A 23573-nucleotide genomic window follows, 5' to 3' on the forward strand; every position below is an offset into this window, starting at 1 on the left:
CTAGCGGTCCATTTCCGCGGCGACGAAGTCGGCCAGCGACCGGACCGTCTCGAAGTGCGCCATCTCGAGGTTGTCGGTGTCGAACTCGACCTCCAGCGCCTCCTCCAGCTGCATCAGCAGCTCGAAGACGCCGGTCGAGTCGAGGCCGAGCTCGTCGAACAGCCGGGACTGCTCGGTCAGCTCCGGCAGCTCGTAGTCCAGCACCTGGGCCAGGACGGCGGTGATGGCGCCGACGATCCGCTCGTGGGTGGCGACGGTGGTGGATTCGCTCATGATGCGGTTCCTTCGGTGAGAGCCGTGGCGGCGGCGAGGTCGGGGAGGTGTTGGTGGCGCAGGAGGTCCTCGGTCTCGTCACGGGTGCGCACCAGGTGCGCGCGCCCGCCGTGGACGAGCACTTCCGCCGGGTAGCCGTGGCTGAGGAACAGCACCGGCGAGGCGGTCGGGCCGTACGCGCCGGAGCGCAGCACGCCGACGAGGTCGCCGGGCCGCACGGGCGGCAGCTCGACCTTCTTGCCGAGGGTGTCGTTGGGCGTGCACAGCGGTCCGGTGACGTGCCAGCTCTCGGTGGCGGGCTCGTCGACCCGGTTGAGCACCCGCATGGGGAAGTTCCGCTTGACGAACGACCCGATGCCCACCGCCGCCATGTGGTGGTTCGTGCCGCCGTCGGCGACCGCGAACTTCTCCCCCATCGACTCCTTCACGTATCTGACGCGCACGACGTACGTGCCGGACGTGGCGGTGAGGTAGCGGCCGAGCTCCATCACCAGCCGCGTGCCGGGGTGCCGGTCGGCGAACGCGTCGACGACGGGGTTGACGCGGGCGGCGAGCAGGCCGAGGTCGAGGTCGCGCTCGCCGTCGAAGTAGGCCACGCCGAGGCCGCCGCCGATGTCGACCAGCTCCAGCGGCATGCCGAGGTGCCCGGCCAGCCGGTCGGCCAGCTCGAAGATCCGCTCGGTGTTCTCGGCGACCGCCTCCTCGGACAGGATGCGGGTGCCCATGTAGACCTGCACGCCCATGAAGCGGACGTTCGGGTGCCGTGCCACGAGGTCGTCGGAGGCGAACAGCTGCGACTCGTCGATGCCGAACTGGCGCGGCTTGCCGCCCATGGTCAGGCCGGAGCCCTTGACCGAGAAGCTGGGGTTGACCCGCAGCGCGACCGGTGCGCGCACCCCGCGCAGGGCGGCGAACTCCTCGATCAGCGCCAGCTCGCCGAACGACTCGCACACGATCGCGTAGACGCCCTCGTCCAGGCAGGCGGCCAGCTCGTCGGCGCTCTTGCCCGGTCCGAGGAAGATGATGTCGGCCGGGTCGACGCCGGCGCGGCGCGCGGTGACCAGCTCGGCCATCGACGACACCTCGGCCCGCGCGCCCCGGGAGTGCAGCACGGACAGCACGCCGATGTTGGGGTTCGACTTGAGGGAGAAGAAGAACTCCAGCCGCGGGTGCAGCAGCTCCTTCAGCCCGTCGACCCGGGACTCCAGCTCCTCGCCGTCGTACAGGTACAGCGGTGTGCCGTACCGCTCGGCGATCTCGGTGATGCCGATGCCCTGCACCTCGAACTCAGCGCTCACGGTCGCGCCTCCAATCGGGCGGTGATGTCGTCGTCCACGCGTCGCAGCTCCTCGTCCGACGACGCGACGAGCAGGCCGTAGAGCCGCCCGTCGAACGCCGAGTCGGCGCGGTGGCCCGCGTTGACCGTGGCGAAGTTGTTGACCAGCAGGCCGGTGCCGCCGGCCCGGTCGAGCAGCAGGCCGCGCAGCAGCTCGCGGACCTCGGCGAACGGGAGCCTGCGGCGCAGCCGCACGGGGTAGTGCCGCGCCAGCGCGAGCTGCCCGGGGCCGACGAACCGCTCCTGCACGCGTGCCTGGTAGGTGGACATGTTGTGGCGGGCGTTGATCTCGACGACGGGGTAGAGGCCGTCGTCGGGGTCGACCATGGCGTCCACGCCGACCACGCCGAAGTAGCCGTCCGCGGCGAGCTTCTTGCCCAGCCGGTGCGCGGTCTCGGTGAGCTCGGCGACCTGGCCCGCGGCCAGCCGCGCGGGCATCCGGTGTCCTTTGTGGACACCGCCTTCGGTGTGCAGCTCCTTGACGAAGTCGAACCGCACGTCGCCGCCGCGGGCCACGGTGAACTGGTAGTTGAGGTCGGCGCGCTTGGCGACCCACTCCTCGACCACGAACCCCAGCCGCGGCCGGCCGGTCTTCTCCACCTGCTTGGCGACCATCCCGAGCAGGCGGTCCATGCGGCGTTCGCTCTCCAGCACCGCGATGCCCTTGCCGGAGACGCCCAGCGCCTCCTTCACCACGACCTTGCGGCCGTCCGCGACCAGCTCGCGGGCCCGCCCGAACGCCTCGCGCAGCTCGTCCACGGTCTCGCAGGCCCACCCGGCGGGTTGGCGCAGGCCCAGCTCGTCGGCCGCACGCCGGCTGTAGACCTTGCTGTTGACCGCTTTGCACGTGACGGCGTCCGGCGCGGCCAACGCCATGCCGGTGCGCTCGGCCAGCTCGGCTTCGAGGTCGGACACGCCGTGCGCGGTCAGCCGGACGCCACCCCGGGCCAGGCCGGTCAACGCCTCGACGGTGGCGGGGTCGGCGAGGGCGTCGGCGGTGACCGTGCGGCGGGGGTCGGAGTCCGCGACGACGTGCACGGTGGGCAGGTCGATGCCCAGCTCGGTCAGGTAGGCGAGGTAGACGGGGTCGGGGGCGGCTTTGAGCACGACGTGGTCGTCGCCGCCGGCCAGCAAGAGCGCGAACTCGTCCATGTGGTTGACCACGGCCGCGCCGCTCTCGGCCGACAGCCGGGGCAACGTGTGCTCGCCGAGCGCCCACCGCTGTTCGACCTCGAAGTTGCCGAGGAACGCGAGCGAGGCGTCCGGCGTGCCGAGCAGCGCCGTCTTGAGCCTGCGGGTGAAGTCCGGTTCGTCCATGTCAGTGCTCCAGGACCATCGCGGCGAAGGTCTGACCGAGGCCGGCGGCCGTCATCAGGTACTTGTCGCCGGGCTTGAGCAGGCCGAGCTCCGTCACCGTCTGGTAGTTGATGAACGGGTCGGCGCAGAAGCAGTGGCCGGTGGCGCCGAGGTTGTCCAGGAAGAACCGGTCGTTGGGCAGGCCGAGGTTCTTCGCCGCGACCGTCCACGACACGCGGTTGACGTTGTGGGGCAGCACCAGGTCGATGTCGGCGACGCCGATGCCCGCCTCCTCGGTGGCCGCGCCGACGACCTCGGCCAGCGCGTCCTGGTAGATGCGACGGGCGTCCTTGGCGATCTCCGGGGTCAGGTCGATCACGCCGTCGTCGCGGCCGTGGATGCGGCTGGCGTAGCCGCGCACGTGGTCGCGGTCGCCGTCGGCGGCCACCAGGATCGCGGCCATGCCCTCGCCCATGATCGACGTGTCGCGGACCCACTGGGTGAACGGGGTGAACGTCTTGTCGCCGGCCAGGATCAGCGCCAGCGCGTCGGGGTCGCCGTCGGCGGCGAGCAGCGTGCCGGCGACGTCCATGGCGAGCAGGCCGGTGGCGCAGCCGTGGTCGGCGACCGAGAGGGTCTGCGCGTGCCGCAGGTTCAACGCCTCGCGGACCTCGTGCACCGGGCTGACCGGGTAGGGCGCGGTGGTGCGCATGCCCTTGGCGCGGATGAGGTAGCGGACCCGGTCCTCCTGGCCGCGCAGCCCGTCCAGCTTCTCGGCCGCCGCGATCAGCAGCTGCGCCTCGGAAAGGTCCGACTTGCAGATCCGTTCGAGGCCGTAGAGGCGGGTGAACCGGCGCACCTGCTGGTCGTCGAGGCCGAGCGGCTCCTTGAGGTCCGCGACGGCCACCGTCTCCGGCAGGTGACTCGAGACCGCCACCAACGCCGTCATGTGCGTCCTCCTCGCTCGCCCTGGTCCGTTGCCGGCTCAAGGTTCGCAAGGCCCACTGACACCGTGCTGACACTCCGCTGACCGCGTGTCGAACGTTCAGAACGCGCGTGTCCTACGTCCGGGACACCCGAGTTGAACGCTCAGCACACGCGACCGTTCTGAGCGTTCAACTCGGGGTGCGGGAACGTAGGACACGCGCGTTGCGGGTGCGGGACACGCGGGGTCAGGTGGCGGCGGTGCGGGAGGGTGGGGACGGGTGGTGGTCGCCGGTCGAGTCGCGCGGCCACCAGCGGGTCGGGCGGGGCAGGAACGCGGCCAGTTCCGGGAAGTCGGTCGGCCGCTCGGTCATCCAGTTCCAGTAGCGCGGGATCGTGCGGGCGTAGTCGCAGTAGTACCGGCGCAACGCGTCGATCAGCTGCCGCAACGTGTTCGGGTGGATCGAGCCGGGCCGCCACACGAGCAGCAGCCTGCTGCGCAACGGCTCCGTCATCGCCACCAGGCTCACGTCCGACGTGGACCCGGTCGGCGTGGCCAGCGCCGCCGCCCCCGCGTCACGCACCCAGCTCATCGCCTCGGCGTGCCCGCCCGCGTAGTGCATGACCTCCGGCGTGGGGTGGTCGAGCTTGCGGAACAGGTGCTCCTCGACGACGTGGAACCAGTGCCCCGGCACGTGGTGCACCCAGCTCAACGACAGCATGTGCCTTCGGCTCACCGTAGTCCTGCGCGCGAGCGCGTGGTCGCGCGGCAGCGCCAGCCAGATCGGCTCGCGCACGATGATCTCCTTGGCCAGCGCGGGATCCAGGTCCCGCACCCCGTCCACCGCCTCTGGGCTGGGCACGAGCGCCGCGGTGAGCTCGCCCCGGCTGACCGCGTCCACCCCCAGGGCCGGGTCCAGCGTCACCGTCTGCACCTCGACCGACGGCAGCGACGACTGCAACGCCCGCCGCAGCGTCACCGGGGTCCATTCGGCGTTGCCGATACGGAGAATTCCGGACGACAGCGAGGACGCCTCCGCGACCACCGCGTCGGCCCGGGTGGCGAGATCGGCCAGCATCGGGATTAAACGCTCCCCCAGGGGCGTCGGAGTAATCCCGAAGGCCGAACGCACGAACAGATCGCCGCCAACCGCCTTCTCGATCCGTCTCAATTGGGCGGTGAGGCTCGGTTGGGGCAGGGACAGCTTCGCCGCGGCCTTCGAGATGCTGCCGGCCTCGGCAAGGGTGGTGACCACCCTGGCATGACGTATCTCCAAGTGCATGCATCCAACCCCTTCGCGTCGTTACTCGGGGTCCACCAACTCCGGCGGGTTCGGGGATTTCCCGGACCCACCTCGTTCGTGCCGGGCGGCCGTTCCAACCTACCCCACGGGCCATCCCGAGCGGAGGAGTTCACGCAACAGCCCACTATTCGTTGAGTTCTCAACAGAAATTATGGAAAGCGTCGCTACGATCCCGGCACGTACCTACTCAAAAGTCGGTCACGCCTTGTCTCCGCAACGATGCGGGGACGGGCCCCACCTGCCGGCCCCACGGGCGACGCGGGGGACAGCACCAGTGCCACCCGCGTGATCACGTCCGTATGGTCTGCGGCGCGTGCACACACCGATAGGTCCCACATGGGGAGCAAGAACGTGAATCTATCTCCGATTCAAGGCGTGGATGACGTCGTCCGACTGCATTCCGTCCGCAAGGTTTACGGCAATGAGCGGAACGGCGTAGTGGCCCTTGACGGAGTCACGCTCGGCATCGCGCGCGGCACCTTCACCGCGGTGATGGGCCCTTCCGGCTCCGGCAAGAGCACCGCGCTGCACTGCGCCGCCGGCCTCGACCGGCCGACGTCGGGCTCCGTGCTGCTCGACGGCCGGGAGATCACCGACCTGGGCGAGCGCGAGCTGACCCGGTTGCGCCGCGAGCGCGTCGGCTTCGTCTTCCAGTCCTTCAACCTGCTGCCCGCGCTGTCCGTGGTGGAGAACGTCCAGCTGCCGCTGCGCCTGGCGGGCCGCCGCCCGAAGCGCTCCCGGGTGGACGACGTCATCGCCCGCGTCGGGCTCGCCGACCGCCGAGGGCACCGCCCCGGCGAGCTGTCCGGCGGCCAGCAGCAGCGGGTGGCCATCGCCCGCGCGCTCGTCACCGAACCCGCGGTGATCTTCGGCGACGAGCCGACCGGCGCGCTCGACACCCGCACCGCGCTCGAGGTCCTCGCCCTGCTGCGGCAGACCGTGCGCGACGGCGGCCAGACCGTGGTGATCGTGACGCACGACCCGGTGGCCGCCGCGCACGCCGACCGCGTCGTCTTCCTCGCCGACGGCCGGATCGCGGGCGAGCTCACGTCGCCGACCGCGCACGCCGTCAGCGCGCGCATGACCCAGCTGGGCGCGTGGGCCGACGAGCCCGCCGGCGACCTGGCCAACGGGGTGCGCTGATGCTGCGCCTCGCGTTGCGCACGCTGCGCCACCGCATCGGCGGGTTCACCGCCTCGTTCATCGCGCTGTTCATGGGCGCGGCGATCGTGATGGCGTGCGGCGGGCTGATGGAGACCGGCATCCGCAACGACGTCCCGGCGCAACGGCTCGCGGCGGCGCCGCTGGTCGTCACCGGCGATCCGTCGTACCTGGAGCGCTCCCCGATCGACGCCTCGCTGGCCGCGAAGGCGGCGGCCGTGGACGGTGTGGCCGAGGTCGTGGCCGACGTGGCGTTCCCGGTGGTCCTGCCCGGTGGCGCGGAGGCGACCGGCCACACGTGGTCCGGCGCACGCCTCGCGCCGTACGCGGTGGAGCAGGGCCGCGCCCCGCAAGGACCCGACGAGGTCGTGGTGGACGCGAACTCCGGCGTCGGCCTCGGCGGCACGGTCGCGTTGCGGATCGGCTCGGAGAGCGTCGACTACCGGGTGGTCGGCGTCGCCAGGGCGGCCGTCGAGGCCAAGGCCGTGTTCTTCACCGACGACGAGGCACGGCGCCGGTACGCGAAACCCGGCCAGGCCGACCTGCTCGGCGTGCTGCTCGAACCGGGCGCGACGGCGGACGGCGTGCGCGAGGGCCTGGCGGCCGCGGTCGCCGCCCGGGACGTGGTCGTGCTCGCGGGCGACGAACGCGGGCTCGCCGAGTTCTCCGACAGCCGGGGCGGCGGCGAGACGATCATCACGGTGTCCGCGGTCTTCGGCGGCCTGGCGATCATGGTCGCGATGTTCGTGGTGGCGGGCACGCTCGGCCTGTCCGTGCAGCAGCGGCACCGCGAGATGGCGCTGCTGCGGGCGATCGGCACCACGCCGGGCCAGCTGCGCCGGCTGGTGCTCGGCGAGACGGCGTTCGTGGCGGTGCTGGCGACCGCGCTGGGCTGGCCGGTGAGCGCGTACCTCGGCGAGTGGCTGCTGACGCAGCTGTCCGGCGCGGGCGTCGCGCCGCGGGCGATGGCGTACCGCCAGGGCTGGGTGCCCGTGGTGGCCGGCGTCGGCATCTCGTTGCTCAGCGCCACGATCGCGGCGTTCATCGCCGGACGGGCCGCGGCGGTGGCCCGGCCGACCGAGGCGTTGACGGCGGCCGGCCTGCAGACGCGCTGGTTCAGCGTGCCCCGCCTGGTGTTCGCGCTGCTGTGCCTGGGCGGCGGCACGGCGTTGAGCATCATCACCGCGGTGGTCATGTCCGGGCCGGTGGCGGCGAGCACGGCCGGTCCCACCGCGATGCTGTGGGCGTCGGGCATCGCGCTGCTCTCCCCCGCCGCGGCGAAGGTGCTGATCGCGGTCCTGCACTGGCCGGTGCGGGCCTTGTCCGGCATGTCCGGGTACCTCGCGGTGCTCAACGCCGGCGCCCGGCGGGTGCGCGTGGCCAGCGCCATCACGCCGGTCATGCTGGCCACGGGTCTGGCGACCGCGTTGCTCTACCTCCAGACCACGCAGGCGGGCGCGGCGACGGACGCGTTCGCGGCGAGCCTGCGCGCGGACGCCGTGGTGACCGGCTCGACCGGCGGCGTGCCGCTGGACGTGGTGGACGAGGTGCGTGCGCTGCCGGGCGTCGAGGCGGCGTCGGCCGTGGTCGACACCGAGGCGTTCTTCCCCGACCACGAGGACGGCGACGACGAGATCACCGTGCTGGGCGTGACGCCGAGCGGTGTCACGCGGACCATGGACGTCGACGTCACCGCCGGGTCGTTGGACGACCTGCGCGGCGACTCGGTCGCGCTGCCGACCGGCTGGGCGGAGGACCTCGGCGTCGCGGTCGGCGACCCGGTCCGGATGAAGCTCGGCGACGGCGCGGTGGTCGACCTGGAGGTCGCGGCCGTGCACACGGGCTCGTTCGACGCGGCGTTGCTGCCCGCGGAGCTGGTCGTCGCGCACACCACCGGCGGCTCGGCGTCGCAGGTGCTGGTCAAGGGGCCCGAGTCGGCGCTGGCGCCGTTGACCGAGCGCCACCCGGACCTGCGGGTCGCGGGCCGCGAGGAGGCGGTGGCGGCGGGCGGCGGTGGCGAGCAGACCGGCGCGTGGGTGAACTACCTGCTGGTCGGCATGATCCTGGCGTACACGGTGATCTCGCTGGTGAACACCCTGGTGATCGCGACCGGTGAACGGCGGCGCGAGTTCGCGCTGCAACGGCTCATCGGCGCCACGCACGGGCAGATCCTGCGGATGGTCGGCGTCGAGTCGGTGGTGATCGCGCTGGGCGGCATCATCCTGGGCGGGATCGTGTCCCTGGTGACGCTCGTGCCGTTCGCCATCGCGTTGAACGGCTCGTTCTGGCCGGAGGGTCCGATCGCGATCTACCTGGTCGTGGTGGGCGGGGCGACGGGGCTGACGCTGCTGTCGACCGTGCTGTCCACGGCGTACGTGCTGCGGACCCCTCCCGTGCAAGCCGCGGCGTCGGTGGACTGACGGGTCACGGCCGGCGCCGGAGGTCCACCTCGGCGCCGGTCGCGGCCGACCGCACGAGCGCCTGCCCCACCCGGGCGGTGCGCGCGGAGTGCGCGGGCGACACCAGCGGCGTGACCCGCTCCCGCACCGCCTCGGCGAACGCGGCGGCCTGGTGCTCGTAGGCGTCGGACGCGGGCACCACCTCGTCGCGCACGCCGTCGAGCGTGACGACCGTGATCAGCCCTTCCTCGTCGGGACGGGTCCACGCGTTGCGCACGGAGATCGAGCCGCGGGCGCCCTGGAACTCGTAGGCGGCGCGCGGGCCGTACTCGAGGCTGTAGTCCAGCACGGCCCAGCGGCCGTCGCCGAAGTCGAGCGTGGCCACCGCGCTCAGGTCGACCTCCCGCGAGTGGAACCGGGCCCGCACCGCGCGCGGCTCGGCGTCGAACGCCCACAGCGGCACGTCGAACGCGTAGCAGCCGACGTCCCACGTCGCGCCGCCGCCCAGCGCCGGGTCGAACCGGATGTTGCCCTCGACCGCGGTCGGGTACGCGAACGCCGACCGCACCACCCGCAGCTCGCCGATCTCGCCCGAGGCCAGCAGTTCCGCCGCACGCCGCTGCTGCGGGTGGAAGCGGTACATGTACGCCTCCATGACCACGAGGTCGGCGGCGGCGCGCTCGACGCGCACGCAGTCCTCTTCGGACAGCGCCATCGGCTTCTCGACCAGCACGTGCTTGCCCGCGTCGAGCGAGCGCAACGTCCACGGCACGTGCAAGGTGTTGGGCAGCGCGATGTACACGGCGTCGACGTCGGGGTCGGCCAGCAGCTCGTCGTACCCGTCGTGCACGCGGGCACCGAAGGGCCGCGCCACCTCCTCCGCCGCCGCCCGCCGCCCCGCCCGGCCGGCCACCGCCACCACGGCGTTGCCCGCCGCCCGGTGGATCGCGGGCAGCACCCGACCGGCGATGTGGGCGGTGGCCCCGAGGACACCCCAGCGCAGCGGCTTCACACCGCCGGAGCTTAATCGCTTCACCTCCCCGGCCGGCGGCCGAGGCCGTCGGCAGGCCACGCCGTGCGGGCACGTCCGTTCCCGGCGGTATCCGCACTGGTGCGTACCTCCTCCTGTCCAGTGGGCGGACCATCGGACGTGGACGACCGCGGGGGTGGAAGTGACGGGCCGGGCGGAGTACGACGCGTTCATCAGCTACAGCCACGCACGTGACGGACGGGCGGGCCCCGCGCTGCGCGCCGGGCTCCAACGCCTGGCGAAGCCGTGGTACCGGCCGCGCGCGATGCGGGTGTTCCTGGACAACGCGAGCCTGTCCGCCGACCCGGACCTGTGGGGTTCGATCGAGCGGGCGCTGGCTTCCTCGCGGTGGCTGGTGCTCATGGCCTCGGTGCAGGCCGCGCGGTCGGTGTGGGTGGCCCGCGAGGTCGAGTGGTGGCTGGCCAACCGGTCCGCCGACCGCATCCTGCTGGTGCTGACCGACGGCGAACTGGACCCCGACCACGAGCGGACGGCGCTGCCGCCCCCGCTGCGGACCGCGATGGCCACCGAGCCGCGGTGGGTGGACCTGCGGTGGCTGCACGACACCGAGCACGTCGACCAGACCGACGCCCGCTTCCGCGACTGCGTCGCCGACGTCGCCGCGACCGTGCGCGGGGTGCCGAAGGACGAGCTGGTCGGCGAGGACATCCGGCGGCACCGCACGACCCTGCGGCTGGCGCGCGGCGCGGTGGTGGCGCTGGCGCTGCTCACGGTGCTGGCGGTGGTCGGCGCGGTGCTGGCAATCGTGCAGCGGGACAACGCCCGCGCCGAGGCGCGGATCGCGACCGCGCGAGGCCTGGCGTCCGCCGCCCTGGCCAACGTCGACACCCGGCTCGACCTGGCGCACCTGCTCGCGGTGGAGGCCTACCGGACCGACCCGCAGCCGGTGACCAGGTCGGTGCTGTTCCAGGTGCTGACCGCGAGCCCGCACCTGGAGCGCTACCTGCACGTGGGGTCGCGGGTCACGTCGGTCGCGGCGTCGCGCGACGGCCGCGTCGCCGTGGCGGGCACCGCGACCGGTCGCGTGGTGCGGTGGGACCTCGTCGGCGGCGCCAGGACCGAGATCGGGCTCGACCGCCCGGTGGTCGACCTCTCGGTCGACGCCGAGGGCGACGCGGTGGCCGTGCTCGCCGAGGGGCGCGCGTTGCGCTGGGACGGCCGCGACGCCGTCACCGAGGTCGGGGTGCCGGCGGAGCACAACCGCGGCAGCGCGGCGATCTCCCCGTCCGGCGAGGTCGTCGCCTTCCTCTCCCACCGCCTCGAACCGGGCGACACCCGCGACGACGAGGCCCGGCTGGTCGTGCACGACCGGCGCACCGGGCGGTCCGCCGAGTCCTCGACGTCGAACTGGCCGGAGAAGGTGGCGCTGCGGTCCGAGGACGAGCTCGCGGTGCTCGCCGCCACCGAGTGGCAGCTGCGCTCGGTGGACGACCTGGCCGTGCGCCGGTCCGTCCCGGTGTCCGTGCTGCCCGCCGACGGCGGGCACGCCGTGGGGTACTCCCCCGACGGCGGCCACTTCGGCTGGTCGCGGGCAGGCGAGACCTGGCTGTGGCGCACCGAGGGGGTCGCGACGGCGGACTACGACACGGCGGACGTCCGGCTGCCGATCGGCGAGCCCGACCCCGAGTCGCTCGCCGTCAGCGCGGACGGCGGCCGGATCGCGGTCGGCCACACCGGTGTCCTGCAGGTGCTGGACACCTCCGGCGCGGACCAGGGCAGGCGGTGGCGGCTGCCGGGCAACAACAGCCGGGCCGACGCGCTCGCGTTCGTCGGCGACTCCGACCACCTGGTGTCCGGCACCGACGACGCCCTCGTCCTGTGGGACCTGACCCGCAACACCCGCGTCGGCGAGCCCTTGCACGGCGACCTGCCCATCACCTGCCGGGCCTGCCGCGCGCCGTGGCTGGTGACGGCGCCGGACCGGATCGCCCTGGTCGCGCAGCAGCAAGTCCTGGTGGGTGCCGGCGACGGCGCCTTCGCCGGGTTCGAGGACGGGAGGGTGGACGACTACGGCGCCGTGCCGGTGTGGAGCGCCGACGGCGACCGCCTGTTCGTGCTGTCGACGCCGAGCGGGACCGTGGACGTCTACGACCGCGACGGCGCCGAACTGCTCGACCAGTGGCCCGCCGTCCCCGGTATGGAGGACCTCATGGCCGCCCGCGCCTCGGCCGACGGCGCCCGGCTGGTGCTGGTCGACCAGGACGGTCGGGTGCACGTGCTCGACAGCTCCACGGGAGAGGTGCTGGACGTGATCGAGACCGGCGTCGACACCTCGCTGCTCAACCGGCCCGTGCAGGCCGACCGCGCCTCGGTCAGCGCCGACGGCGGGCAGGTGGCGGTGTCGGGGGCGGCCGGTGTGGTGCTGGTCGACGTCGCCGCGGGCACGACGCGGGAGCTGGCCGGCGGTCCCGCCGCCTCGGTCCACCACACCGGCGCGCACCTGCTGGTGGAGCGGGCGACCGCGGTCGAGGTGTGGGACCGCGACGGCGCGGCGGTGATCCGCTCGGTCCCGTCCACCGGGCGGTGGGCGCCCGGCCTGGCCGCCACCCACGACGGTCGGGTGGCCGCCCGCGTCCGCGCCGACCACGTGCTGGTGCTGACCGACCTGGGCTCGGGCGAGCCCTTGGGCACGATCCCGCTCCCCCACCCCTCCCAGGGGGTGTCGCGGTTGACGGCGGTGGCGCCGGGCACCGATGCGAGTCACCTGCTCACCGCCGAACCCGAGGGCGAGCTGACCCGCTGGCACCTCACCGAGCAGGAGTGGGTGCGCGCCGCGTGCGCCTCGGCCGGCCGCGACCTGAGCACCGACGAGTGGCGGCGCTACGTGGGCACCGAGCCGCCGGACGTGCTCACCTGCCGGCGCTGACGCGCACCGACCGCGCCGCCGTCAGCCGCAGCCGCCCGCGTGCCCCTCGTCGGAGGAGCGGCCGAGGCCGACCGCGCTGGAGGACGCGGGCAGAGCCGCCGCCGGCGCGAGCTTCGACCGCACGTGCGCGACGAAGTCGGGCAACCGGTCGACGCCCCAGAACCGGGTGAACCGGTGCACGAAGAACGGCACGCCGAACGCGCCGTCCCGGCACATGTCCACCAGCAGCTCGACCCCGCGCGCCCGCAGCTCCGGGTCCTCGCTCGCGCCCGACACCTCGGCGGGGTCCAGCCCCAGCTCCGCGGCGATCGAGGCGACCGTCTCGCGGGAGCAGATGTCACGCCCCTGCTCCCACCGCGCCCGGTACGCCGCGGCGATGTACTGCGGCCCGAGCCCTTCGCGCAACGCCACCAGGTACCCCAGGTGCGGGATCTCCCACACCGGGTCGCGGTCCACCGGCCACGTCAGCTCCAGCCCGCGCGCCGCGGCGAGCCTGGCCACGTCCTGGAGGATGTAGAAGTGCTTGGCGCGCGACATCGCCGCGTACGGGAAGTGCTCGCCGCGTTCGGCCAACGCGCGCTCGTTGCGCTCGTCGGGCTCCCAGAACGGCCGCCACTCGATCGCGTCCGCCACGTCCCGGTACTCGCGCAGCAGGTCGTGGTAGGCCAGCCAGGAGTACGGGCTGCGCAGCGAGAAGTAGAACCGGGGCTCGCGCGCCACGTCAGATCACCAACCCGCCGTCGACGCCGAACACCTGGCCCGTGACGTAGGAGGCCTGGTCCGACACCAGGAACGACACGAGGTCGGCCACCTCCTCGGGCCGGCCGAACCGCCCCAGCGGGATCTGCGCCGCCATCCGGGACGCGAAGTCCTCGCCCAGCCCGGCCACCATGTCGGTCTCGATGAACCCCGGCGCCACCGCGTTGACCCGGATGCCGTACTTGCCGACCTCCTTGGCCAACGCCTTGCTGAAGCCGATGATCCCGGCCTTGGACGCCGAGTAGTTCGTCTGCGTCGCGTTGCCGTGCACGCCGGCCACCGACGACAGCGTGACCACCGAGCCCGCCTTGCGCTTCATCATCGCGAACACCGCGGCCTTGGCCAGGTGGAACGTGCCGTCGAGGTTGACCCGCAGCACCCGCTGCCAGTCCTCCTCCTTCAGCAGCACCAACGGGTTGTCGCGCACGATCCCCGCGCACGACACCACCGCGTGCAACGGTCCCAACGACCGCTCGGCGTCCTTGACGAACCGGTCCACCTCGCGCTTCTCGGCCACGTCCACCTGCGCGGTGAACACGGCCGCGCCCGCGGCGAGCGCCTCCTTCTCCACCACCTCGGCGGCGTCGCGGTTCGACTGGTAGCAGAACGCCACGTCGAACCCGTCCCGCGCGAGCCGGGCCACCACCTGGTGCCCGATGCCCCGCGACCCGCCGGTCACCAGCGCCACGCGCCTCATGCCAGTTCCTCCGCCCTGCGCCGTGCCATCGTGAACGAGCCGATCTCCAGCACCTTGCGCCCGACCACCAGGCTGTGGCCCGCGAGGATCGCCGCGTCGGCCACCTCCCGGACCAGCCGGACGTGGTGCTCCACCACGTCGCCGGGCACCACGTCGCCGTGCACGACGACGTCGCGGATGCCGCTGATCAGCTCGACCTTGTCCGCCCGGACGTCCGGGTTCGGGTGCTCCCACCGGGTCAGCAGCACCGCGGACTGCGCCCACGACTCCATCAGCAGCCCCAGCGGGTACGCGTCCTCGACGTCGGCGCCGGCGTAACAGGGCTCGCGCCCGCTGACCGCCTTCACCGTCACGATGCTGCTGCCAGGGTCCACTTCGGACACCCGGTCCACCAGCAGCACGGGGAACCGGTGCGGGATGATCCGCCGGATGCCGGCCAGGCCCGTCACGTCGCCACCAGCCGCAGCTTGAACTCCGCCACCGTGCCCGCGCCGGTGGACACCTTCGCCGCGCACCGCACGTGGTCCTCCTCGGCGGTCAGCTCGGTCGAGACGGTCAGCTCGTCGCCGGGGAACACCGGCCGCACGAACTTCGCCCGGTCCAGCGCGACCACGCGGTGGCCGGGCAGCGCGGCCCGCACGTGGTCGAGCACGAACAGCCCCGGCAGGATCGGGAAGCCCGGGTAGTGCCCGGCGAACACGGGGTCCGCCGGGTCCACGCGCACCGTGCTCACGGCAGGTCCAGCACGACGCAGCCGACCGTGCCGTCCCGCTCGACGCCGGTCACCAGCGCGGCGCCCGACCGGCCGGCCGCGATCGCCGCCGCGAGCTGGAAGCTCGCCACCGCCGCCGACGTGTCGCCCACCAGCGGCACGCACCGCAACCACTCGGGCGTGCGGCCCAGCGCCTGCACCACGGCGGGCTCCTCGGCGCCGTCGGTGGACACGAACACCACGTCCGCCGGGTCCAGGGCCGCCTCCGCCAGCGCCGCGCGCACGCACTCGCGCAACGCCTCCGCCGCCCCGCCGGGCTCGAAGAACCCGCGGAACCGGGTGGTCACGACGCGGGCCAGCACCGGCCGCCCGGCCGTGGCCGACTCGCGCTCCAGCAGGAACACCGCGCCGCCCTCGCCGAGCGGACCGGCCGTGCCCTCGCTGCCGCGCCACTCCAGCCACGCCCGCTGCTCGGAGTACTCCTCGGCGGCGCCGACCAGCACCCGGTCCGCGTGCCCGCCGCGCAGCAGCCGTGCCGCGTAGCTCAACGCCAGCAGCCCGGTCAGCGCGCCGCCCGCGATGGTGGTGTTGGGACCCTTGATCTTGTGCCAGATGGCGCTCTGCCCGGCCGCGCGGTTCATCACCGTGTTGGGGAACAGCGCCGGGTCGACGTGGTAGGGCTTCTCGCCGGTGAGGCCGTCACGCGTGAAGTCCATGATGGACTGCACGCTGCCGGAACCGGTGCCCAGCACGACACCCACGCGTTCGGGCTGCTCCAGCAACGCCGGGCCGCACTCCTCCAGCAGCCGGCCGACCGTGCTGACGGCCAGCGCCGTGACCCGGTCCATGGTCCGGGTGCCCTTCTTGCCCAACGCGCCGGCCGCGCTGAAGTCCGGCACCAGCGCCGCCTGCTCGAACGGGCCGCCGGGCGCGGGGGCGAGCGCCGGGACGCCCGCCCGCACACCGCCCGTGAACGCCTCCGCGCCCATCCCGAACGGGGACACCGCCGACCACGCCGAGATGACCAGGCCGTCCACCAGGGAAGCCGTCACGACGCACCGCGCCCGCTGAGCGACCCGGCCTTGCCGGTGATGGCGCCGACGAGGCGGTCGTCGAAGTCGACCAGGCTCCAGTCCTTGCGGTTCTCGATCACGGCCCAGCCGTGGGTGATGCGGCCGGTCGCGGTCGGCACCAGCACGCCGTCGCGCAGCACGTAGCAGTCCATCCGGGCGGTGAAGGTGTAGCGCTTGAAGACCTCCTCCACGGTGAACACCGTGTAGAGCGTCTCCTCCATGTTCGCCTCGCCGAGGAACGTGATCCGCGACTTCGGCACGACGGGGATCCAGTTCTGCTCGTCCAGCAGCGTCTTGATCGACGCGCCGCGGTCCTGCACGAACAGGTCCAGCACCTCCTCCATCTGGCGGAGGTAGCCCGACATCTGCACGCGCTCGGTGAAGTGGCAGTAGAAGTACGGGATCCGCCACGCCCAGGCGAACGCGTTCTTGCCCGCCGTGAGCAGGTCCAGCGGGTCGGCGTCGCCGACCTCGACCGGCTCGACCGCGCCGATCTTGTCCAGCACGGCGGCCCGGGGCGCGCCGATCTCGTCGACCACGTGCGGCCGCAGCTCGTCGGGCACGGGCTCGGCGTCGAAGCCGTGCGGGTCGAGCCGGAACGACACCGACACCTTCGACTTGACCGCCTTCACCGTCTTGCCGTCCCGCTCCACGGTGAGCTCCACGACCACCTGCAGCGGCCCGTCGCCGTCGACCCGCTCGACCGTCGCCCGCGCGAGGTCGTCGATGTGGAACGCGGTGAGGATCTTGGTGTCGAGGTCGGTGATGTCGGTGCACAGCCCGAACCGCTCGTACAGCGCGCCGGCCGGGAACCCGCTCTGCCGCAGGTGGTCCAGCACCGCTTCCTCGACCATGTAGTTGACGTGCTTGAACCCGATCCAGGTGCAGATGTTCGAGCCCTCGTAGCGGGGCCGCAGCGAGACGGTCGTGGTGGTCACGTCAGCTCCAGGTGTTCGTCGACGACGTCGCGGACCAGGGCCGCGAGGCGGTCGGGTTGTTCGATCATCGGGAAGTGGCCGCACCCGTCCAGCGGCTCGAACCGGCCGCGGGGCAGGGCCTTGGCCAGGGCGCGGCCGTCGTCGGGGCGGGCGGCGATGTCGTCCACGCCGCTCACCACGAGCACCGGCGCGTCGACCCGGGACAGGTCCAGGAACGGGGTGCGCAGGTAGGTCTGGAACCACCGCGTCCAGCCGTACGGGCCGACCTGGTCGCGCAACGCCCTGGCCAGCCACTCGCGCTTGGCCTCGGGGAAGCGGGCGGTCTCGCCGACGCGCAGCGCCTCGGTGAACGTGCGGTGGAAGTCGTTGAGGTAGTAGGAGATCGTGGGCCAGTCGAAGTCCGCGGGCTCCGGCCGGTAGAACGGGCACACCAGCACCGTGGGCCGCGGCGGCACGCGGCCGTCGGCGTAGCACTCCAGCAGCAGGTTCGCGCCGAACGAGTGCGCCACCACGACGTCGTGCGCGGCCGACACCGCGTCGACCACGAACCGACCGGGGTCCGGCTCGTGGCTCCACGCCGGGTCGGCCATCCCGTGCCACGGCAGCTCCGGCGTGACGGCGGTGACCGGCAGGTCGAGCGCGTCCCACACCGCCGCCTTGCCCGCCAAGCCGTGCAGGAACAGCACCTCGACCATCAGACCGCGTCCCGGTACCGGCCCAGGATCAGCACCGAGTTGTTGCCCGCGAACGCCAGCGCGTTGTTCTGCACCACGTTCAGCGTGGCCGGCCGCGCCTGGTTGGGCACGCAGTCCAGCCCCACCTCGGGGTCGGTCTCGCGGTGGTTGATGGTGGGCGGGATGAAGCCCTCGGTGATCGCCAGCGCGCACGCCGCCGACGCCAGCGCCGACGCCGCGCCCATCGAGTGGCCGAGCATCGACTTGATCGACACGGTCGGCGGCGGCGCGTCGAACACCTGCCGGATCGCGCCGGACTCGGTGACGTCGTTGGCCTTGGTGCCGGTGCCGTGCGCGGAGATGAAGTCGACGTCCTCGGGCTTGACGCCCGCGTTGCGGTGCGCGAGCTCGATGCACCGGGCCAGGCTGTCCCGGTCCGGCGCCACGGGGTGGTTGGCGTCGCAGTTGAGGCCGTAGCCCAGCACCTCGGCGTAGATCCGGGCGCCGCGGGCCAGCGCGGACTCCAGCGACTCCAGCACCAGGATGCCGCCGCCCTCGCCGGTGAGGATGCCCTTGCGGTCCTTGTCGAACGGCGCGCACACCTCCGGCGCGATCGTGCCGAGCCGGTAGAAGCCGGTGAACGTCTTGCGGCACACCGCGTCCGCGCCGCCGACCAGCGCGACGTCCACCTCGCCCTCGCGGATGGCGTCGAAGCCGTTGCCGATGGCGTAGTTGCCCGCCGCGCACGCGGTCGGGATGGTCACCGCCTCCACGTCGGTCAACGCCAGCTCGCGCACGATGCTGGACGACAGGCGACCGGCCGTGGAGCGCCGCGCGACGACCGGGCTCCACGACTCGGGGCCGTGCTCGAGCTGCTGCGCCACGAGGTTGTCCAGGTCGCGCGACTCGGCGTCGGTCGTGCCGACGGACACCAGGGCCCGCTTGCCGCGCAGCTCCTCCACCGTGAGGCCCGCGTCGCCCACGGCCATGCGCGCCGCGGCGGCGGAGAACTGCCCGGCCCGGCCGAGCTCGTCGGGGTCCACCCGGGTGAGCCACGCGGCCGGGTCGAAGTCGGTGACCTCGGCGCCGTTGGCGTGGCTGAAACCGGTGGTGTCGAACGAGGTGATCGGCGTGATCCCGCTGCGACCCTCGCGCAGGCCGGCCAGGAACTCGGTGACGCCGATGCCGATGCTGGTGACCACGCCGAGACCCGTGATCACCACCCGGCGCGGCTGCCGCACTCCGTCGTGCATCGTGCCCTCCAAGTCCGGTGCCGGACCGCTCGACGGGTGAGGTGGCTACTTGGCGGCCTGGGCTTCGGCGACGACCGCGATGACGCCGTCGAGGTTGACCATCCGGGTCAGCTCGGCCTGGTCGATCTCCACGCCGAACGTGCGCTCCAACGCCGAGAGGATCTCGATGGCGCCGAGCGAGTCGGCGTCGTGGTCCTCCTTGAAAAGGCTCGTGTCGGTCATCTCCGCGGCGTCGATCTCGAGGATCTCCGACACGATCTCCTTGATCTTCGCCTTGCCGTCCGCGTCGATCCGCACCGAACTGGTCACTGGGCACCTCCGGGAACACGGGTTTCTGCCTACCGGTTCCCACCCTGCTTTTCGGGGCTATATCCGGCCTATGCGGCGGGCTATACGGCTCCCGCCCGCGCTACACCGCCACCCGGCGCGGCGACGCCAGCACGGGGTCCGCGGTGAGGATCGCCAGGTGCACCTCGCGCAGCAGCGAGCCCGGGTCGATGCCCAGCTCGTCGGCGAGCATGCGCCGGCCCTCCTCGTACAGCACGAGCGCGTCGGCCTGCCGGTCGCAGCGGTAGAACGTGGTCATGAGCTGGGCGCGGAACCGCTCCTGCAACGGGTGCTGGTGCACGAGCCTGGTCAGCTCGGGCAGCAGCTGGGCGTGCCGGCCCAGCGCGAGGTCGGCCTCGATGCGGCTGGCCAGCGCGGCGATCCGCGCCTCCTCCAACCGCGGCGCCTCGGCGTCCGCCAGGTGCTCCGACACCCCCGTCAACGCGGGACCGCGCCACAGCCGCAACGCCGCGCGCAGCAGCCGCGCCGCCTCCTCGTAGTGGCCGGCGGCGAGCGCGGACTGGCCCCGCGCCGCCTGCTCCTCGAACTCCCGCAGGTCGAACGCGCAGTCGGTGAGCCGCACCTCGTAGCCGCGGGAACGGCGGGTGATGCCGACCTCCCGGCGCAGCGTCTTGCGCAGGCGCGAGACGTAGGTGTAGATCTGCGCGTTGAACGTGGCGGGCGGGTGGTCGCCCCACAGGAAATCGCTCATCTGGGTGTCGGAGACAGCGCCGTTGTCGGCGAGCAGCAACGCCGTGAGGACGGTGCGCGGTTTCGACCCGTCCAGCGGCACCTCCTGCCCGTCGTGGTGCGCCTCGACCGGCCCCAAGACCCGGAACTCCAGCACTTCGCCTCCTACAGCAGTACCTGGTCGTGGACGAGGATCGCCTGGTAGAGCCGTCGCATCGCGCGGCCGGGCTCCAACCCGAGCTCGCTCGCCAGGCGCCTGCGCGTGTGGTGGAAGACGTCCAGCGCCTCCGTCTGCCTGCCGTTGCGGTACAGCGCGACCATCAGCTGCTCGCTGAACCGCTCCCGCTCCGGGTACTCGGCGGCGAGCTGCTTGAGCTCGGACACGACGCCGCGGTCCTCGCCGTTGGCGAGCTTGGCGGCGATGAGGTCCTCGCGGGCGCTGAGCCTGCGCTCGTCGAGCCGGGCGGCCTCGATGCGGAACCGCAGGCCGTCGCTCACGTCGAACAGCGCCGGTCCGTGCCACAGCCGCAACGCGCGTTCCAGCAGGTCGATCGCCTCGCCGGGCCGTTGCGGCACGAGGGCCGAGCCGCGGTCGGCCAGGTCGCGGAACAGCTGCGCGTCGACCGCCGCGCCCGGCAGGTCGAGCACGTAGCCGCTGCTCACCGTGCGGACCAGGCAGTCGCCCGGCACGTCGGCGAACTGCTCCAGCAGTTTGCGCAGCCGCACCACATTCGCCTGGAGCGCGTTGCGCGCGTTTCCCATCTGTTTACCGGCCCACAATTCCTCGACCAGCTGGTCGAACGGAACGGGGGCGCCCGGTGAAAGCGCCAGCAACGCGAGCAGGGTGCGCACCTGACGAGCGGCCACACCCATCCGACGATCCTCACGTGCGAGGGCGACAGCACCGAGAATCTGCACCCGCATGGTCACGACCCCCAGTCTCTAGACGGCGCAGAGCGCGCGGTAGCCGGCCATCCAACCTCGAAATCGGCCGACTAAAGCGTTTGACATGTTGCCGAGCCCGTCACGATGGGGGAAATATCATTTGAACCACTGGGACCGTGCCGCGGCGGTATGCCGCCGATCGGGGCAGCGCCGGACTCCGGCTGCTGCTTCCGGACTCGACGAACTTGGGCCCGACGGCGGTCACGGTCACGGCGCGTCACGACCACCTAGCCGCTTCGGGTGATCGGCGACTCCCCGCGACCCGTCCGCGCGCCGTCGGCCGCTGTGCGCGTGCTCGTAGGCCTCCAGCACGATCTCCGAGAGCCTGCCGCGGTCGGAGATCCGGTAGCCGTGCTCGCGCGCCCACTGCCGCACGACCTGCGCCAGGTGGGCATCGGCGCTGCGTACCGGTGCCGGAGCGGTGCCGGGGACCCGCCGCGCGGCACGCACGAACCGGTCCAGGACGGCACGCAGTCTGGCCGCGTTCGCGGCGCCGAGGCGGATCTCGAACCACACCCCGTCGAGGCCGAACGAGACCGGCCGGACGTCGTGCCCGGAATGCCCGTCCAAGTCGTCCACCGCCACGCGCACCACTTCCCACTGGTCGGAACTCACGCTGGGTATCGATCTCGCGGCACGCTACCGGTGAGTTGACCATGAAGGGGATGCCGATCGCCAAGTATAGGAGAGGTATAGCGGGCGGCCCCAGTGTGACCTCCGGGTGAATCCCCGGTCGCAGCCGTGACGATCGGCCGCACCGGTGTTACCCCGAGCGGCGGCCACGCCTCACCCGACTCCGCTTCCCGAAAAGCCTCGGACGTCCGCGCGCGACGCGATTCCCGCAGATTCCCGTATTCCCGACACTTCGGCCGACGCTCGACAACCGGCCGTCAACCGTCAATTTCGGACAATCCCCGGAGTCGACCGCCGATACGCCCGTGTGGTGCGTTCGACCCTTGACGGCGTGACTTCACCGCCGACTCCCCGACCCCCGGGCCACGCGATGAGCACGAGCCCGGGACCCGATCCGGACGGGCGCGACGCGATTCGCGGTGACTGCGGAATCCCGGACCCGACCGCGGCGCGCGACCCCCCTCACCGAGCGGTTCAGGGGCGATCAGCGAGACTTGAGGGCATGAACGACGAGCCCGACGACCGGACCAGCTTCGCCGACCTCGGGTTGCGCCCCGAACTGCTCCGGGCGCTGTCCGGCCTCGGCTACGAGGAGCCCACCCCCATCCAACGCGAGGCCATCCCGCCGCTGACCGCCGGCCGCGACCTGCTCGGCCAGGCCGCCACCGGCACCGGCAAGACGGCCGCGTTCGCGCTGCCCGTGCTGGAGCGCATGGCGGGCGGCGAGCGCGAGCGACGGGCGCCGTTCGCGCTCGTGCTGGTGCCGACGCGGGAACTGGCGGTGCAGGTCTCCGAGGCGGTGCACCGGTACGGCCGTGAGCTGGGCGCGCGGGTGCTGCCCATCTACGGCGGCCAGCCCATCGGGCGGCAGCTGCGGGTGCTGGAGCAGGGCGTCGACGTCGTGGTGGCCACGCCGGGCCGCGCGGTCGACCACCTCAACCGGGGCACGCTGAAGCTGGAGCACCTGGAAGTCGTCGTGCTCGACGAGGCCGACGAGATGCTCGACATGGGCTTCGCCGAGGACCTGGACACGATCCTGGCCGAGACGCCGTCGGAGCGGCAGACCGTGCTGTTCTCCGCGACCATGCCCGGCCGCATCGACCGCCTGGCCCGCACGCACCTGTCCGACCCGGTGCGCATCACCATCGGCCGCGAGCAGGCGGAGCCCGGCGAGGCGCCGAAGGTGCGCCAGAGCGCGTACGTCGTGCCGCGCGCGCACAAGCCCGCCGCCCTGGGCCGGGTGCTGGACGTCGAGGCGCCGACCGCGGCGATCGTGTTCTGCCGCACGCGCGACGAGGTCGACCAGCTCACCGAGACGCTGAACGGGCGCGGCTACCGGGCCGAGTCGCTGCACGGCGGCATCAGCCAGGAGCAGCGCGACCGCGTGATGACGCGGCTGCGCAACGGCACGGCCGACCTGCTCGTGGCCACCGACGTGGCGGCACGGGGGCTGGACATCGAGCAGCTGACGCACGTCGTGAACTACAACGTGCCGTCCGCGCCGGAGTCCTACGTGCACCGCATCGGCCGGATCGGGCGGGCGGGCCGCGAGGGCGTGGCGATCACCCTGGCCGAGCCGCGCGAGCACGGCATGCTCAAGACCATCGAGCGCGTCACCAAGCAGCGCATCCACATGGAGAAGGTCCCGACGATCGCGGACCTGCGGGCGCGCCGGCTGGAGCTGACCCGCGCCGCGCTGCACGAGAGCCTGCTGGAGGACGACCTGGAGAGCTTCCGGGTCGTGGTGGAGACGCTGACCGACCAGTTCGACGTCATGGAGGTGGCGCTGGCGGCGGTGAAGCTCGCGCACGAGGCCACCGGCGCGGCGGCGGACGAGGAGGAGATCCCGGAGTACGTGCCGCGGTCCGGGCCGTCCGGTGACCGCCGCGGGCGCGAGGGCGGCGGCGAACGCCGTGAGCCGCGCCGGCCGCGCCGCCCGTCCGCGGGCATGACCAGGCTGTTCGTCGGCGCGGGCCGCAGCTCGGGCATCCGGCCGCAGGACCTGGTGGGCGCGATCGCGGGTGAGGCGCGCCTCAACGGCCGCGACATCGGCGCGATCGAGATCGCCGACCGGTTCTCGCTGGTGGAGGTGCCGGACTCGGCCGCGCAGCAGGTCATCGCCTCGTTGCGGGGCGCGACCATCAAGGGCCGCAAGGTCACCGTGCGGCGGGAGCGCGACGACCCGCGCTGACACCGCCACCCGGGACGATCCTCACCGCGATTTGTCAGTTCGTCCTACGAACTAGTATGGTTCGTAGGACG

General features: G+C 72.8%; 22 protein-coding genes. 4 read left to right on the forward strand and 18 right to left on the reverse strand.

All coding sequences use genetic code 11. The features are described from left to right. The 5 genes from ABTZ99_RS19205 to ABTZ99_RS19225 all read right to left on the reverse strand — a co-directional run bounded on the left by ABTZ99_RS19205 (position 1) and on the right by ABTZ99_RS19225 (position 5112). On the reverse strand, positions 1-273 hold the full coding sequence (locus ABTZ99_RS19205; RefSeq protein WP_498775991.1) for an acyl carrier protein: 273 nt from the start codon (positions 271-273) through the stop codon (positions 1-3). Next, positions 270-1571, reverse strand: coding sequence for a type III PLP-dependent enzyme (locus tag ABTZ99_RS19210; RefSeq protein ID WP_498775989.1), 1302 nt, complete (start codon positions 1569-1571; stop codon positions 270-272). Before ABTZ99_RS19210 ends, ABTZ99_RS19205 begins: the two co-directional genes overlap by 4 nt. Beyond that, the gene (locus ABTZ99_RS19215) at positions 1568-2926 is read right to left on the reverse strand and encodes a preATP grasp domain-containing protein (RefSeq protein ID WP_499612679.1); all 1359 of its coding nucleotides are present in this window, start codon (positions 2924-2926) and stop codon (positions 1568-1570) included. Before ABTZ99_RS19215 ends, ABTZ99_RS19210 begins: the two co-directional genes overlap by 4 nt. 1 nt (position 2927) lies before the next feature. Further along, the gene (locus tag ABTZ99_RS19220) at positions 2928-3854 is read right to left on the reverse strand and encodes a 3-oxoacyl-[acyl-carrier-protein] synthase III C-terminal domain-containing protein (RefSeq protein ID WP_499612681.1); all 927 of its coding nucleotides are present in this window, start codon (positions 3852-3854) and stop codon (positions 2928-2930) included. 223 nt (positions 3855-4077) lie between these two features. Then, positions 4078-5112, reverse strand: coding sequence for a LysR family transcriptional regulator (locus ABTZ99_RS19225; RefSeq protein WP_498775981.1), 1035 nt, complete (start codon positions 5110-5112; stop codon positions 4078-4080). A 357-nt stretch (positions 5113-5469) separates the two neighbouring features. Between ABTZ99_RS19225 and ABTZ99_RS19230 the strand changes: the two genes are divergently transcribed. Together ABTZ99_RS19230 and ABTZ99_RS19235 are read left to right on the forward strand one after the other, a co-directional pair. Beyond that, positions 5470-6276 (forward strand): ABC transporter ATP-binding protein, encoded by an 807-nt coding sequence (locus ABTZ99_RS19230; protein WP_499612683.1) that lies wholly within the window; start codon positions 5470-5472, stop codon positions 6274-6276. Then, the gene (locus tag ABTZ99_RS19235) at positions 6276-8714 is read left to right on the forward strand and encodes an FtsX-like permease family protein (protein WP_498775977.1); all 2439 of its coding nucleotides are present in this window, start codon (positions 6276-6278) and stop codon (positions 8712-8714) included. Before ABTZ99_RS19230 ends, ABTZ99_RS19235 begins: the two co-directional genes overlap by 1 nt. A gap of 4 nt (positions 8715-8718) precedes the next feature. Here ABTZ99_RS19235 and ABTZ99_RS19240 read toward each other — a convergent pair whose 3' ends face one another. After that, positions 8719-9705: a Gfo/Idh/MocA family protein gene (locus tag ABTZ99_RS19240; protein ID WP_498775975.1), complete on the reverse strand. Its 987-nt coding sequence runs from the start codon at positions 9703-9705 to the stop codon at positions 8719-8721. Positions 9706-9865: 160 nt separating this feature from the next. On the opposite strand from ABTZ99_RS19240, the gene ABTZ99_RS19245 reads away from it, so the two are divergent. Continuing rightward, positions 9866-12610: a hypothetical protein gene (locus ABTZ99_RS19245; RefSeq protein WP_499612686.1), complete on the forward strand. Its 2745-nt coding sequence runs from the start codon at positions 9866-9868 to the stop codon at positions 12608-12610. Positions 12611-12631: 21 nt separating this feature from the next. Here the strand turns inward: ABTZ99_RS19245 and ABTZ99_RS19250 are convergent, their stop codons facing one another. The 12 genes from ABTZ99_RS19250 to ABTZ99_RS19305 all read right to left on the reverse strand — a co-directional run bounded on the left by ABTZ99_RS19250 (position 12632) and on the right by ABTZ99_RS19305 (position 21293). Beyond that, a complete protein-coding gene (locus ABTZ99_RS19250) occupies positions 12632-13330 on the reverse strand; it encodes a 2-hydroxychromene-2-carboxylate isomerase (protein ID WP_499612688.1) in 699 nt (232 codons plus the stop codon). Between the two features lies 1 nt (position 13331). After that, positions 13332-14066 carry a 3-oxoacyl-[acyl-carrier-protein] reductase gene (gene fabG / locus ABTZ99_RS19255; RefSeq protein ID WP_498775969.1) on the reverse strand — a complete coding sequence of 245 codons (735 nt, stop codon included), beginning with the start codon at positions 14064-14066 and terminating at the stop codon, positions 13332-13334. Further along, positions 14063-14515: a 3-hydroxyacyl-ACP dehydratase FabZ family protein gene (locus tag ABTZ99_RS19260; protein ID WP_499612690.1), complete on the reverse strand. Its 453-nt coding sequence runs from the start codon at positions 14513-14515 to the stop codon at positions 14063-14065. Before ABTZ99_RS19260 ends, fabG begins: the two co-directional genes overlap by 4 nt. Beyond that, on the reverse strand, positions 14512-14799 hold the full coding sequence (locus ABTZ99_RS19265) for an ApeI family dehydratase (RefSeq protein WP_498775964.1): 288 nt from the start codon (positions 14797-14799) through the stop codon (positions 14512-14514). Before ABTZ99_RS19265 ends, ABTZ99_RS19260 begins: the two co-directional genes overlap by 4 nt. Next, positions 14796-15830: a beta-ketoacyl synthase N-terminal-like domain-containing protein gene (locus tag ABTZ99_RS19270; protein ID WP_499612693.1), complete on the reverse strand. Its 1035-nt coding sequence runs from the start codon at positions 15828-15830 to the stop codon at positions 14796-14798. The genes ABTZ99_RS19265 and ABTZ99_RS19270 overlap by 4 nt, the downstream gene beginning before the upstream one ends. After that, positions 15827-16789, reverse strand: coding sequence for an acyl-CoA thioesterase family protein (locus ABTZ99_RS19275; protein WP_498775957.1), 963 nt, complete (start codon positions 16787-16789; stop codon positions 15827-15829). Before ABTZ99_RS19275 ends, ABTZ99_RS19270 begins: the two co-directional genes overlap by 4 nt. Further along, complete coding sequence (locus ABTZ99_RS19280) at positions 16786-17484, reverse strand: alpha/beta fold hydrolase (protein ID WP_499612695.1); 699 nt, start codon at positions 17482-17484, stop codon at positions 16786-16788. The genes ABTZ99_RS19275 and ABTZ99_RS19280 overlap by 4 nt, the downstream gene beginning before the upstream one ends. After that, positions 17484-18716, reverse strand: a complete 1233-nt coding sequence (locus ABTZ99_RS19285) for a beta-ketoacyl-[acyl-carrier-protein] synthase family protein (protein ID WP_498775952.1) — start codon at positions 18714-18716, stop codon at positions 17484-17486. The genes ABTZ99_RS19280 and ABTZ99_RS19285 overlap by 1 nt, the downstream gene beginning before the upstream one ends. A gap of 45 nt (positions 18717-18761) precedes the next feature. After that, entirely contained in the window at positions 18762-19025 is a 264-nt protein-coding gene (locus ABTZ99_RS19290) for an acyl carrier protein (protein WP_498775948.1), read from the reverse strand. 100 nt (positions 19026-19125) lie between these two features. Beyond that, a complete protein-coding gene (locus ABTZ99_RS19295; protein ID WP_498775945.1) occupies positions 19126-19890 on the reverse strand; it encodes an AfsR/SARP family transcriptional regulator in 765 nt (254 codons plus the stop codon). 8 nt (positions 19891-19898) lie between these two features. Then, complete coding sequence (locus tag ABTZ99_RS19300) at positions 19899-20606, reverse strand: AfsR/SARP family transcriptional regulator (protein WP_498775943.1); 708 nt, start codon at positions 20604-20606, stop codon at positions 19899-19901. 279 nt (positions 20607-20885) lie between these two features. Continuing rightward, entirely contained in the window at positions 20886-21293 is a 408-nt protein-coding gene (locus tag ABTZ99_RS19305; protein WP_499612698.1) for a histone-like nucleoid-structuring protein Lsr2, read from the reverse strand. Positions 21294-21813: 520 nt separating this feature from the next. Here ABTZ99_RS19305 and ABTZ99_RS19310 point away from each other — a divergent pair. Then, complete coding sequence (locus ABTZ99_RS19310; protein ID WP_498775939.1) at positions 21814-23502, forward strand: DEAD/DEAH box helicase; 1689 nt, start codon at positions 21814-21816, stop codon at positions 23500-23502. Positions 23503-23573: the final 71 nt, after the last annotated feature.

The sequence above is a fragment of the Actinosynnema sp. NPDC002837 genome (genome assembly GCF_040295345.1).
GTDB lineage: Bacteria > Actinomycetota > Actinomycetes > Mycobacteriales > Pseudonocardiaceae > Actinosynnema.